The organism is Escherichia sp. E3659, assembly GCF_005781135.1.
In the GTDB taxonomy this organism is placed as follows: Bacteria; Pseudomonadota; Gammaproteobacteria; order Enterobacterales; family Enterobacteriaceae; genus Escherichia.
Window position 1 is genome coordinate 25,036 of the sequence record NZ_VATQ01000014.1, and the last position, 13,767, is coordinate 38,802.

11 protein-coding genes are annotated in these 13,767 nt (G+C 48.8%); 8 read left to right on the forward strand and 3 right to left on the reverse strand.

Going from position 1 to position 13,767, the window contains the following annotated elements; translation table 11 throughout:
* Positions 1-4: 4 nt before the first annotated feature.
* On the reverse strand, positions 5-676 hold the full coding sequence (locus FEK47_RS11395; protein WP_130215374.1) for a PIG-L deacetylase family protein: 672 nt from the start codon (positions 674-676) through the stop codon (positions 5-7).
* Positions 677-1,298: 622 nt separating this feature from the next.
* Here FEK47_RS11395 and tauA point away from each other — a divergent pair.
* The 4 genes from tauA to tauD are packed head-to-tail and all read left to right on the forward strand — an operon-like array spanning position 1,299 to position 4,713.
* Positions 1,299-2,261 (forward strand): taurine ABC transporter substrate-binding protein, encoded by a 963-nt coding sequence (gene tauA, locus FEK47_RS11400; RefSeq protein ID WP_135486602.1) that lies wholly within the window; start codon positions 1,299-1,301, stop codon positions 2,259-2,261.
* Positions 2,262-2,273: 12 nt separating this feature from the next.
* On the forward strand, positions 2,274-3,041 hold the full coding sequence (gene tauB / locus FEK47_RS11405; protein ID WP_135486601.1) for a taurine ABC transporter ATP-binding subunit: 768 nt from the start codon (positions 2,274-2,276) through the stop codon (positions 3,039-3,041).
* Positions 3,038-3,865: a taurine ABC transporter permease TauC gene (gene tauC / locus FEK47_RS11410; RefSeq protein ID WP_135486600.1), complete on the forward strand. Its 828-nt coding sequence runs from the start codon at positions 3,038-3,040 to the stop codon at positions 3,863-3,865. The genes tauB and tauC overlap by 4 nt, the downstream gene beginning before the upstream one ends.
* The gene (tauD, locus tag FEK47_RS11415; protein WP_135486599.1) at positions 3,862-4,713 is read left to right on the forward strand and encodes a taurine dioxygenase; all 852 of its coding nucleotides are present in this window, start codon (positions 3,862-3,864) and stop codon (positions 4,711-4,713) included. Before tauC ends, tauD begins: the two co-directional genes overlap by 4 nt.
* Positions 4,714-4,753: 40 nt before the next feature.
* Here tauD and hemB read toward each other — a convergent pair whose 3' ends face one another.
* Positions 4,754-5,728, reverse strand: coding sequence for a porphobilinogen synthase (gene hemB, locus FEK47_RS11420; protein WP_001295337.1), 975 nt, complete (start codon positions 5,726-5,728; stop codon positions 4,754-4,756).
* A gap of 525 nt (positions 5,729-6,253) precedes the next feature.
* Between hemB and FEK47_RS11425 the strand changes: the two genes are divergently transcribed.
* Positions 6,254-9,217: an autotransporter outer membrane beta-barrel domain-containing protein gene (locus FEK47_RS11425; RefSeq protein ID WP_135486598.1), complete on the forward strand. Its 2,964-nt coding sequence runs from the start codon at positions 6,254-6,256 to the stop codon at positions 9,215-9,217.
* An 87-nt stretch (positions 9,218-9,304) separates the two neighbouring features.
* A complete protein-coding gene (iprA, locus tag FEK47_RS11430; protein WP_130206171.1) occupies positions 9,305-9,928 on the forward strand; it encodes a hydrogen peroxide resistance inhibitor IprA in 624 nt (207 codons plus the stop codon).
* Here iprA and ampH read toward each other — a convergent pair whose 3' ends face one another.
* Positions 9,929-11,086 (reverse strand): D-alanyl-D-alanine-carboxypeptidase/endopeptidase AmpH, encoded by a 1,158-nt coding sequence (gene ampH, locus FEK47_RS11435; protein ID WP_130215388.1) that lies wholly within the window; start codon positions 11,084-11,086, stop codon positions 9,929-9,931. It lies immediately after the preceding gene.
* Positions 11,087-11,437: 351 nt separating this feature from the next.
* On the opposite strand from ampH, the gene sbmA reads away from it, so the two are divergent.
* Positions 11,438-12,658: a peptide antibiotic transporter SbmA gene (sbmA, locus tag FEK47_RS11440; protein WP_130215390.1), complete on the forward strand. Its 1,221-nt coding sequence runs from the start codon at positions 11,438-11,440 to the stop codon at positions 12,656-12,658.
* Positions 12,659-12,670: 12 nt separating this feature from the next.
* Entirely contained in the window at positions 12,671-13,765 is a 1,095-nt protein-coding gene (yaiW, locus tag FEK47_RS11445; RefSeq protein ID WP_130215392.1) for a surface-exposed outer membrane lipoprotein YaiW, read from the forward strand.
* Positions 13,766-13,767: the final 2 nt, after the last annotated feature.

Consider the following 13,767-nt stretch of genomic DNA (forward strand, 5'->3'; position numbering starts at 1 on the left):
ATGCTCAAAGAATCATTTTATGAATAACAAAGCCTTCACCCAGATCGCTATTGACCTGTTGTCCGCGAAATTGTGCGACAGCACGCAAACGTTCCGGGCGCATATAATCACGCAGACTCTGACTTTTATGTTTTTGTAACGCGTTTAGCTTTATAGAAAAATATTTCTCTTCCACGGATTCAAAAACCTGGGGCATAAATGAGAGCCAGGTACTTGGCGTTTCGTAGCCGAGAATTTGAGGAATTGCCCGACAGGCCACCATTGACGCCTGATAAACGGCCAGATGATCCTGATGGCGGTCGGCATCATGCATGGTATAGACACGAATGATTTCAACATCAGACGGAATTTGAGACTTAATGATATTTTCCAGGGCGGTAATCATATCATTGAGCTGTAAATGAGCACGGGTATCTGCAAAATTAAGATGAATAGTCTGCTGGCATCCTAATATCTTTAGGGCTTCGCGTGACTCTGCGTGGCGATCGATTATTCCATCGGTGCCAGAATTGCCGGTAGTCATAACTACGGCAGCAATATAAATCCCTTTTTGCGCAAGACGAGCGAGCGATGCGCCGCAGCCTAATTCTATATCGTCAGGGTGTGCGCCAATAGCAAGAATACCTTTCTTTTTATTTTTTGAAGAAAGGAGAGCAGAATTTAAAACCTTATCCACTTAATGACACTCCATTTTAATTATTATACTGCAAGCGCAGCGATACGCGCAGAGACGTAATCTCTGGCGCAAGCAGACGCTAAAATTTATACGTAGTGAAAGTTGCTAATAACTTAGTGCCAGGATGCTATGAGGGCCTGAAAATCGGCAGGGTAAAGTTTTTTTTACGTAGTTCATATGTTATGTTTTTGTGTGTTTGCTATGTATAGTTATTTTCTTTTGTGCATTGTATTTAGATGTGAATTAGTTTGTCAATTAATTGCATTTAAAAAATATGTTCAATGAACGGATATTGTTTATATACATGTTGTGAATGTAATATGCGGTGGGTGAAAAACAATACAGTAGTATATTTAATGCGAATATAATAACTTTGTCATATATTTTGGTTTTAATAAAAACAAGAAGATAGTAAATCTCGTAATCTGACTTTTTATGCATCAATAAAATGCAGTACAGCAATTTCCCCGAGTTGTGAGATGATGCCAATTGCATAATTAACCTTTCCTTTGCTGTTTTTTTGCTAAGAATAAAATCATCTGTACCATAACGACTAATTCTTTTATCAAATGTCTTTGTCCGCGAATACTGCTCCCATAACAAGACAGGGGAGCAGACAATCATGGCAATTTCATCGCGTAACACACTTCTTGCCGCACTGGCATTCATCGCTTTTCAGGCGCAGGCGGTGAACGTCACCGTGGCCTATCAAACCTCCGCCGAACCGGCGAAAGTGGCTCAGGCCGACAACACCTTTGCTAAAGAAAGCGGAGCAACCGTGGACTGGCGTAAGTTTGACAGCGGGGCCAGCATCGTGCGGGCCTTGGCCTCGGGCGATGTGCAAATCGGTAATCTTGGTTCCAGCCCATTGGCGGTAGCTGCCAGCCAACAAGTGCCGATTGAAGTCTTCTTGCTGGCGTCAAAACTGGGCAACTCTGAGGCGTTGGTGGTGAAGAAAGCCATCAGCAAACCGGAAGACTTGATTGGTAAACGTATTGCCGTGCCGTTTATCTCCACGACACACTACAGCCTGCTGGCGGCGCTGAAACACTGGGGCATTAAACCTGGGCAAGTGGAGATAGTGAACCTGCAGCCGCCCGCGATTATCGCCGCCTGGCAACGGGGAGATATCGATGGTGCTTATGTCTGGGCACCGGCGGTTAACGCCCTGGAAAAAGACGGCAAGGTGCTGACCGATTCTGAACAGGTCGGGCAGTGGGGCGCGCCGACGCTGGACGTCTGGGTAGTGCGGAAAGATTTTGCCGAGAAACATCCTGAGGTCGTGAAAGCGTTCGCTAAAAGCGCCATCGATGCTCAGCAACCGTACATTGCTAACCCAGACGCGTGGCTGAAACAGCCGGAAAACATCAGCAAACTGGCGCGCTTAAGCGGCGTGCCGGAAGGCGATGTGCCGGGGCTGGTGAAGGGAAACACCTATCTGACGCCGCAGCAGCAAACGGTAGAACTGACCGGACCGGTGAACAAAGCGATCATCGACACCGCGCAGTTTTTGAAAGAGCAGGGCAAAGTCCCGGCTGTAGCGAATGATTACAGCCAGTACGTTACCTCTCGCTTCGTGCAATAAAAGGAGGCGCAGATGCTGCAAATCTCTCATCTTTACGCCGATTATGGCGGCAAACCAGCACTGGAAGATATCAACCTGACGCTGGAAAGCCGCGAACTGCTGGTAGTGCTGGGACCGTCCGGCTGCGGCAAAACCACGTTGCTGAATTTAATTGCTGGTTTCGTGCCTTATCAGCACGGCAGCATTCAACTGGCGGGCAAACACATTCAGGGACCGGGAGCAGAACGCGGCGTGGTTTTTCAGAATGAAGGATTGCTACCGTGGCGCAATGTGCAGGATAACGTGGTGTTCGGCCTGCAACTGGCGGGGATGGAGAAAATGCCGCGTCTGGAAATTGCTCTCCAGATGCTGAAAAAAGTGGGTCTGGAAGGCGCAGAAAAACGCTTCATCTGGCAGCTTTCTGGAGGCCAGCGTCAGCGAGTGGGGATTGCCCGCGCGCTGGCGGCAAATCCCCAACTGTTATTACTCGACGAACCGTTTGGTGCGCTGGACGCCTTTACCCGCGACCAGATGCAAACCTTGTTGCTGAAACTCTGGCAGGAGACGGGCAAGCAGGTGCTGTTGATTACTCACGATATAGAGGAAGCGGTGTTTATGGCGACCGAGCTGGTTCTGCTTTCGCCAGGGCCAGGGCGCGTGCTGGAGCGTCTTCCGCTCGACTTCGCTCGCCGCTTTGTTGCGGGAGAATCGAGTCGCAGTATCAAGTCCGATCCACAGTTTATTGCCATTCGCGAATATGTTTTAAGCCGCGTATTTGAGCAACGGGAGGCGTTCTCATGAGTGTGCTCATTAACGAAAAACTGCATTCGAGTCGGTTGAAATGGCGCTGGCCGCTCTCGCGGCAAGTGACCTTAAGCTTTGGTACGTTAGCGGTTTTACTCACCGTATGGTGGACGGTGGCGGCGCTGCAACTGATTAGCCCGCTGTTTTTGCCGCCGCCGCAACTGGTACTGGAAAAACTGCTCACCATTGCCGGACCGCAAGGATTTATGGACGCCACGCTGTGGCAGCATCTGGCTGCCAGCCTGACGCGCATTATGCTGGCGCTATTTGCAGCGGTGTTGATCGGTATTCCGGTCGGGATCGCGATGGGACTTAGCCCTACGGTACGCGGCATTCTGGATCCGGTAATCGAGCTTTATCGTCCGGTGCCGCCGCTGGCCTATTTGCCGCTGATGGTGATCTGGTTTGGTATTGGCGAGACGTCGAAGATCTTACTGATCTATTTAGCGATTTTTGCACCGATGGCGATGTCGGCGCTGGCGGGGGTGAAAAGCGTGCAGCAGGTTCGCATTCGTGCCGCGCAGTCGCTGGGGGCCAGCCGTATACAGGTGCTGTGGTTTGTCATTTTGCCTGGCGCGCTGCCGGAAATCCTCACCGGATTACGCATTGGTCTGGGTGTGGGCTGGTCTACGTTGGTGGCGGCGGAGCTGATTGCCGCAACGCGAGGCTTAGGTTTTATGGTCCAGTCAGCAGGTGAATTCCTCGCGACTGACGTGGTGCTGGCGGGGATCGCGGTGATTGCGATTATCGCCTTTCTTTTAGAACTGGGTCTGCGTGCGTTACAACGCCGCCTGACGCCCTGGCATGGAGAAGTACAATGAGTGAACGTCTGAGCATTACCCCGCTGGGGCCGTATATTGGCGCACAAATTTCGGGTGCCGACCTGACGCGCCCGTTAAGCGATAATCAGTTTGAACAGCTTTACCATGCGGTGCTGCGTCATCAGGTGGTTTTTCTGCGTGAACAGGCGATAACGCCACTGCAGCAACGTGCGCTGGCCCAGCGTTTTGGCGAACTGCATATTCATCCTGTTTATCCTCATGCCGAAGGGGTTGACGAGATCATCGTACTGGACACCCATAACGATAATCCGCCGGATAACGACAACTGGCACACCGATGTGACATTTATTGAGACGCCGCCAGCAGGGGCGATTCTCGCAGCGAAAGAGTTGCCATCGATCGGCGGCGATACGCTCTGGACCAGCGGTATTGCTGCCTATGAGGCGCTTTCTGTTCCTTTCCGCCAGCTTTTGAGCGGGCTGCGTGCGGAGCATGATTTCCGTAAATCGTTCCCGGAATACAAGTACCGCAAAACCGAAGAGGAACATCAACGTTGGCGCGAGGCGGCCGCGAAGAATCCGCCGTTGTTACATCCAGTGGTGCGTACGCATCCGGTGAGCGGCAAACAGGCACTGTTTGTTAATGAAGGATTTACCACGCGAATTGTCGATGTCAGCGAGAAAGAGAGCGAAGCCTTGTTAGGCTTTTTGTTTGCCCATATCACCAAACCGGAGTTTCAGGTGCGTTGGCGCTGGCAACCGAATGATATTGCGATTTGGGATAACCGTGTGACTCAGCACTATGCGAATGCCGATTATTTGCCACAGCGGCGGATTATGCATCGGGCGACGATTCTTGGGGATAAACCGTTTTATCGGGCGGGGTGAAGGGGAAATGCCGGGTTGGGATAACCCGGCATAATGATCATTAACGCAGAATCTTCTTCTCAGCCAGATCCAGCGCAAAGTAGCTGAAAATCAGATCCGCACCCGCACGCTTAATCGAACCTAAGCTTTCGAGCACCACTTTCTCTTCATCTATAGCACCTGCCAGCGCGGCGAATTTAATCATCGCGTACTCGCCACTCACCTGATACGCGCCAATCGGCAATTCAGTACGTTCACGCAGCTCACGCACGATGTCGAGGTACGCACCAGCTGGTTTAACCATCAGGCAGTCTGCGCCCTGGGCTTCATCCAGCAGTGACTCACGAATCGCCTCACGACGGTTCATTGGGTTCATCTGATAGCTTTTGCGATCGCCTTTTAATGCGCTTCCGGCAGCTTCACGGAACGGTCCATAAAAGGAAGAGGCGAATTTGGTCGAATACGACATAATCGCCGTATCTTTAAAGCCCGCAGCGTCCAGCGCCTGGCGAATCGCCTGTACCTGGCCGTCCATCGCGGCGGAAGGGGCGATGAAGTCTGCGCCTGCAGCAGCAGCAACCACGGCTTGCTTGCCTAAATTTTCCAGAGTCGCGTCGTTGTCGACGCCATGCTCGCACAGCACACCGCAGTGACCGTGAGAAGTGTATTCACAGAAGCAGGTGTCTGACATGACGATCATTTCAGGCACGGTCTGCTTGCAGATGCGCGACATACGCGCCACCAGACCATCTTCCCGCCAGGCGTCACTGCCGGTTTCATCAGTATGGTGAGAGATGCCGAAAGTCATCACCGAACGAATACCGGCGTTGGCGATGCGTTCAATTTCGCGTGCCAGATGTTTCTCTGGAATGCGCATCACGCCAGGCATGGCTTCAACGGCTTTGTAGTCGTCAATTTCTTCTTCAACAAAGATCGGCAACACCAGGTCGTTAAGGCTAAGTGTTGTCTCTTCAAACATAGCGCGCAGCGCAGGAGATTTGCGCAGGCGACGAGGGCGTTGGATTAAGTCTGTCATGGTCTGCCTGATGTTTGTGGAATTAAGGTGCACAGTATACCTGAAGCGGGGCAGGAGTGTTTTACGAAAGTTGTCGCGATGTTGATAAGAAGAGAACGAAAGAGAGGTCAGGACATCTTTGTAATAGAAATAGCAATAATTTTATATTCACTGAAAATATTTTTAATTTTTATTTATAGCTCTTGATTATTGTTTTTACTGATTTGGTTGGACTGTCAAAAACAGAATGATTTAAAGTTCATTGTTTATTGATACATTATTTATCTGGTTTGTGGTTTTGATATTTTTAGAAACTATGCTTCAAAATTAATGTTTTCATTAACGTGTTGAAATGCTGTGTTTTTGTCAGTTTTTTCTTTGCGTGTGTAGATGTTTTTTATATATGTCCATAATCGGACTTAGGGGAAAGAATAATTGAACCATTCCTCTATAACGCCGCATAATCGTAAACGCGAAACATAAGATGTTTTCTATGCATTGATAATTGATGGATCAACTTATTACGTCCCTGAGGAGGGATGACAAATGCACTCCTGGAAAAAGAAACTTGTAGTATCACAATTAGCATTGGCTTGCACTCTGGCTATCACCTCTCAGGCTAATGCAACTACTTATAACACCTGGACTTATTACGACAATCCAACTACTGCTCTTGACTGGAGCAAGATGGATTTACCGGGTACTGTAGATGGTAACTATGTGAATTATAGTGGCTTTGTCTACTATAACAACACAAACGGTGATTTCGATACCACCTTTAATGGTGACACTGTTAACGGGGCTATCTCTACATATTACCTGAATCATGACTTTACTGATGGAACAACAAACCAGTTGAACATCAGCAACTCCCTGATTCATGGTTCAATCACTTCAATGCTGCCTATGGGTGAAAGCAGTGATGGTCATTATGTATATCAGTTCTCTGAATACGGTACTGATCGCGTAATTGATGATAATTGGCATGATGGTGATGTATTCACTTTAAATATTGCTAATTCTACAATTGATGACGATTACGAAGGTTTATACTTCACTGATTCATATCTGAATGGTGACGTTACCAAATATACTAACGAAACCTTCCGTACCCCAGCTGGTGAAGGTGAAGAATACGCCGGTTTGTTTGCAAACGGTGGTGTCGGTCTTGGACTGGCAGTAAATCTTGATGTCGAAAGTAACATCAATATTTCTAACAACTCCCGTGTTGCTGGTATCAGCCTGACTCAGGGTAATACCGTAAACAATACTTACACTACTGAATCTCATACTTGGGATAACAATATCTCAGTTATCGATTCCACAGTGACTTCAGGTTCTGTAACTACTTTGGAAGACAGTGGTTTCTATGGTAATTCTGCGGAACCTAGTGATTACTCTGGTAACGGCGGAGCTAATGATGTAGCTCTGTATTTCAGTGATAGTGCGGCTTCAAATTACTCCATGAAAAACAATGTTTATTTCAGCAATTCTACTCTGCTGGGTGATGTTGTTTTCGCAAGTACTTTCAACGCAAACTTCTATCCGCATGGTCATGATAGTAATGCCGATGGCGTACTGGACACCAATGGTGGCTGGGCTGACGACTCACTTAATGTTGATGAACTGAATATCACTCTGGATAATGGTTCCAAATGGGTAGGTTCAGCAACTACATCAGCGAATGTTGACGTTGACTCTGCTGTATCGACTGACTGGTATGATGTTACAGGTAATAGCCTGTATCCAGGCGTTGTAGCAGAAGATAATGCCTGGGGTCGTACGATTGATAATCAAGTATTCCAGAGCGGTGTGTTTAACGTCACTCTGAATAATGGTTCTGAATGGAATACCGTTAACGCTTCAAACATTGATACTTTAGCTGTAAATAATGGCTCTGAAGTCAATGTTACGAATTCTTCCTTACTTTCTGATACTATTGGCTTAACTAACGGCTCTTCACTGAACATTGGTGAAGATGGTAAAGTTGCTACTGACCACCTGACAGTTGATAGCTATAGTACTGTTAATTTAACTGAATCTACTGGCTGGAATAACTATTCTAACCTGTACGCCAATACTATCACCGTAACTAACGGTGGTGTGCTGGATGTGAACGTTGATCAATTCGATACTGAAGCTTTCCGTACCGATAAACTGGAACTGACCAGCGGCAACATCGCTGACCATAACGGTAACGTAGTATCTGGTGTGTTCGATATCCATAGCAGCGATTACGTTATGAACGCTGACCTGGTGAACGATCGTACTTGGGACACTGCCCAGGCTAACTACGGCTACGGTATTGTTGCTATGAACTCTGATGGTCATCTGACTATCAATGGTAACGGCGACATGAACAACGGCGACGAACTGGATAACAGCTCTGTTGATAACGTTGTTGCTGCAACCGGTAACTACAAAGTTCGTATCGACAACGCAACTGGCGCTGGCGCAATCGCTGATTACAAAGATAAAGAAATTATCTATGTAAACGACGTCAACACCGACGCGACCTTCTCTGCTGCTAACAAAGCTGACCTGGGTGCATACACCTACGAAGCTCGTCAGGAAGGTAACACCGTTGTTCTGCATCAGACCGAGCTGACCGACTACGCTAACATGGCGCTGAGCATCCCGTCTGCGAACACCAATATCTGGAACCTGGAACAAGACACCGTTGGTACTCGCTTGACCAACTCTCGTCATGGTCTGGCTGATAACGGCGGCGCATGGGTAAGCTACTTCGGTGGTAACTTCAACGGCAACAACGGTACCATTGACTACGATCAGGATGTTAACGGCATCATGGTCGGTGTTGATACCAAAATTGATGGTAACAACGCTAAGTGGATCGTCGGTGCAGCTGCAGGCTTCGGTAAAGGCGACATGAATGACCGTTCTGGTCAGGTGGATCAAGACAGCCAGTCTGCCTACATCTACTCTTCTGCTCGCTTCGCGAACAACATCTTTGTTGATGGTAGCTTGAGCTACTCTCACTTCAACAACGATCTGTCTGCAACCATGAGCAACGGTACTTACGTTGACGGTAGCACCAACTCTGACGCATGGGGCTTCGGTTTGAAAGCCGGTTACGACTTCAAACTGGGTGATGCTGGTTACGTAACTCCTTACGGCAGCATTTCTGGTCTGTTCCAGTCTGGTGATGACTACCAGCTGAGCAACGACATGAAAGTTGACGGTCAGTCTTACGACAGCATGCGTTATGAACTGGGTGTAGATGCAGGTTATACCTTCACTTACAGCGAAGACCAGGCTCTGACTCCGTACTTCAAACTGGCTTACGTCTACGACGACTCTAACAACGATAACGATGTGAACGGCGATTCCATCGATAACGGTACTGAAGGGTCTGCGGTACGTGTTGGTCTGGGTACTCAGTTCAGCTTCACCAAGAACTTCAGCGCCTATACCGATGCTAGCTACCTCGGTGGTGGTGACGTAGATCAAGATTGGTCCGCGAACGTGGGTGTTAAATATACCTGGTAATATTCTTCACTCTGAAGAAATACTGGTAATTTAATCTAAATAATGCCCGTCAAGGATTTGACGGGCATTACTGCAAAGGACGCGCAAATGTTATCTGTAGTTAAACCTCTTCAGGAATTTGGTAAGCTCGATAAATGTTTGTCCAGATACGGCACGCGCTTCGAGTTTAATAATGAAAAACAAGTCATATTCTCCAGTGATGTAAACAGCGAAGACACATTCGTTATTTTAGAAGGTGTTATCTCTCTCCGTAGAGAAGAAAATGTACTTATCGGTATTACGCAAGCTCCTTATATTATGGGACTGACTGATGGTTTAATGAAAAACGATATACCATACAAATTAATATCAGAAGGAAACTGTACGGGATATCATCTACCAGCCAAACAAACCATTACTCTTATTGAACAAAATCAACTCTGGCGCGACGCTTTTTACTGGTTAGCCTGGCAAAATAAAATTCTGGAATTACGCGACGTTCAACTCATTGGGCATAATTCCTACGAGCAAATCCGTGCGACGTTATTATCAATGATTGATTGGAATGATGAATTACGATCACGCATTGGCGTAATGAATTATATCCATCAACGTACACGCATATCACGTTCCGTCGTGGCAGAAGTTCTTGCGGCTTTACGCAAGGGCGGCTATATCGAAATGAATAAAGGCAAACTGGTCGCTATCAACCGTTTGCCTTCAGAGTATTAATTAGGAAGCGGGAATGACCATCGGTTTATTCCCGCTAAGTTCGGTCACCAAATCATTGATGCCATCGCTCATATTTTTAAACCGTGTTAATGGTGAGCGGGTCACGACCACAAACGCACCGATATTTTTTTGCGGGATCATCGCCATATAGGTAATGAAACCACCGCCACCACCGGTCTTCTGAATAATACCCGGACGTCCATCCTTCGGTGCCATATACACCCAGCCTAAACCGAGTGCATCCGCTCTGCCTGGCACATCCATGCCAATCACTTTCGTAAACTGTGCACGCTGATAAATCAGCGTCTGCATGCGATCCGCCTGGTTACTGCGCTGATAAAAATCAGAAGACAAATATTGCTGCATCCAGCGCATCATATCGCCAGGTGTGGAATAAACGCCGCCGCTGCCAATGGCCGCCAGCGTATTGTTACACGGACTGGCACCGCGCTCGGCAACCATCAAACGGCGGCACTGGTCCGGTGATGGTGTGTAGGTGGTGTCTTTCATCCCCAGCGGACGGGTAATCTGCTCTTCAAACAACTGGGTATAAGGCTTACCGGACGCATTCGCCAGCGCATCCGCCAGCAGGTCGAACGCAAGGTTGGAGTACGCGGCCTGGCTGCCTGGCGCGGCTTTTAGCTTTGCTGTAGAAAGGTATTTCCAGCGTTGCTCTCGCGTCGGCCAGACAAACACCGGACGATTTGCCGCACCGCCGGGCTGTTCACGGGGCAGGGCGCTGGTGTGGGTTGCCAGATTCACCAATGTGATGGGGGCTCCGTTGTAAGTTGGCACGCGTGCGCCTGGCGGGGCATATTTACTCAGTGGATCGTTTAACTTCACTGTCCCCTGGTCCAGCAATTTCACCAGCATCTCACTGGTCATCAACTTGGTGAGCGAAGCAATACGTACTACCGAATCCAACTGCGGGCGAACGTTATTACCAGGGCGAGTTTCGCCATAACTGCGAAAGACACGCTGATTACCGTCGATAACGACCAGCGCCATCCCGGTGGCACCGCTGCCGTAAAAAATATGATCGGCATAGCGATCAACAATATCAGAGGCGAATTCAGGTTCGGCGATAGGTTGCGCCGCGTGGACAGAGGTCAATGACGCCGCACACAGCACGGCAGAAAAAAGCAGACTACGTTTCAACGGTGGTGTCCATAAATTAAATGAAGGTAACTGAGCGTATTTATACTACTCGTTGATGGATTGCAAAGCGCAAATTAGTGCAATAATAGTGTTAAAAACGTAACGGCGCGTAAACACGATCTTTTTCCTGCTCACCAATGTCTGCATTTGTGATCCTGTACGTGTTAATACGCTTATGTAAACAATCCTTTGTTTGTGAAATCCGTCGAAACAATTCTTCCAGTCAGGAGGACGAACTAAGCGCCCCACGGTTGGTCACAATGGGCGGTTTCATTTGGCTGACTCTTTGAAGCGGCCATGCGGTTAATACACAGCAGTTGCTAAAACGATAAGAAGCTAGCAGGAGAGTATATGTTTAAGTCTTTTTTCCCAAAACCGGGAGCCTTTTTTCTCTCGGCCTTTGTTTGGGCATTGATTGCCGTAATCTTCTGGCAAGCCGGAGGCGGTGACTGGGTTGCCCACATCACCGGGGCTTCCGGGCAGATACCGATTAGCGCTGCCCGTTTCTGGTCGTTAGACTTCCTGGTTTTTTACGCTTATTACATTGTTTGCGTAGGACTTTTTGCGCTGTTCTGGTTTATCTACAGCCCACATCGTTGGCAATACTGGTCAATACTCGGCACTGCGCTAATTATCTTCGTGACCTGGTTTCTGGTGGAAGTTGGGGTTGCAGTCAACGCCTGGTATGCGCCGTTTTATGACCTGATTCAAACCGCGCTCAGTTCGCCGCATAAAGTGACCATCGAACAGTTTTATCGCGAGGTGGGCGTCTTTCTGGGGATAGCACTGATCGCGGTGGTTATCAGTGTGTTGAACAATTTCTTTGTCAGCCACTACGTGTTTCGCTGGCGTACGGCGATGAACGAATACTACATGGCGAACTGGCAGCAACTGCGCCATATCGAAGGGGCCGCGCAGCGTGTGCAGGAAGACACCATGCGTTTTGCTTCAACGCTTGAGAATATGGGCGTCAGCTTTATTAACGCCATCATGACGCTGATCGCCTTCTTGCCGGTGTTGGTGACGCTCTCCGCGCACGTGCCAGAGTTGCCGATTGTGGGGCACATTCCATATGGTTTGGTGATTGCCGCGATTATCTGGTCGCTGATGGGGACCGGATTACTGGCGGTTGTGGGGATCAAACTGCCGGGACTTGAGTTTAAAAACCAGCGAGTAGAAGCAGCTTACCGTAAAGAGCTGGTCTATGGTGAAGACGACGCCACGCGTGCGACACCGCCAACGGTGCGCGAGTTGTTCAGCGCGGTACGGAAGAACTATTTCCGCCTCTATTTTCACTATATGTATTTCAACATCGCCCGCATTCTCTACCTGCAGGTCGATAACGTTTTCGGTTTGTTCTTGCTGTTTCCGTCGATTGTTGCCGGTACGATTACGCTCGGCCTGATGACCCAAATAACCAACGTTTTTGGTCAGGTTCGCGGCGCTTTCCAGTATCTGATTAACTCATGGACCACGCTGGTCGAGTTGATGTCGATCTACAAACGTCTGCGCAGCTTTGAACATGAACTGGATAATGACAAAATTCAGGAAGTAACCCATACATTGAGTTAAAAAGGAGAGGTAATGTCGCGAGTCAATCATCTGTCTTCGCTTTCATTGTTGGCGGTTCTGGTTTTAGCGGGGTGTAGCAGTCAGGCGCCACAGCCGTTGAAAAAGGGCGAAAAAGCGATAGATGTGGCGAGCGTGGTGCGGCAGAAGTTACCCGCCAGCGTAAAAGACCGCGATGCCTGGGCGAAAGATCTTGCCACCACTTTTGAAAGCCAGGGGCTGGCACCGACACTGGAAAATGTCTGCTCGGTGCTGGCGGTGGCGCAGCAGGAGTCAAATTATCAGGCAGATCCGGTCGTTCCTGGATTAAGTAAAATCGCCTGGCAAGAGATTGACCGCCGCGCCGAACGGATGCACATTCCTGCTTTTCTGGTTCATACCGCGCTAAAAATCAAATCGCCAAACGGCAAAAGCTACAGCGAACGGTTAGATTCCGTGCGCACGGAAAAGCAGCTGAGTGCAATTTTTGACGATCTGATCAGCATGGTGCCGATGGGGCAGACGCTGTTTGGTTCGCTTAACCCGGTGCGCACCGGTGGGCCGATGCAGGTCAGCATTGCTTTTGCCGAACAGCATACCAGGGGGTATCCGTGGAAAATGGACGGTACGGTACGTCAGGAGGTCTTCAGTCGTCGCGGTGGATTATGGTTCGGGACTTACCATTTACTCAATTATCCTGCCAGCTATAGCGCGCCGATTTTCCGTTTCGCCGATTTTAATGCTGGTTGGTACGCCAGTCGTAATGCCGCGTTTCAGAATGCGGTCAGCAAAGCCAGCGGCGTGAAGCTGGCGCTGGATGGTGATTTGATTCGTTATGACAGTAAAGAGCCGGGTAAAACAGAACTGGCGACGCGTAAGCTGGCGGGCAAACTGGGAATGAGCGACAGCGAAATTCGTCGTCAGCTCGAGAAAGGGGATAGTTTCTCTTTTGAAGAGACGGCGTTGTATAAGAAGGTTTATCAACTCGCCGAAGCGAAAACGGGTAAATCGCTACCGCGTGAAATGTTGCCCGGTATTCAACTGGAAAGCCCGAAAATCACCCGTAACCTTACCACCGCATGGTTTGCGAAGCGCGTCGATGAAAGACGAGCGCGTTGTATGAAGCCGTGACC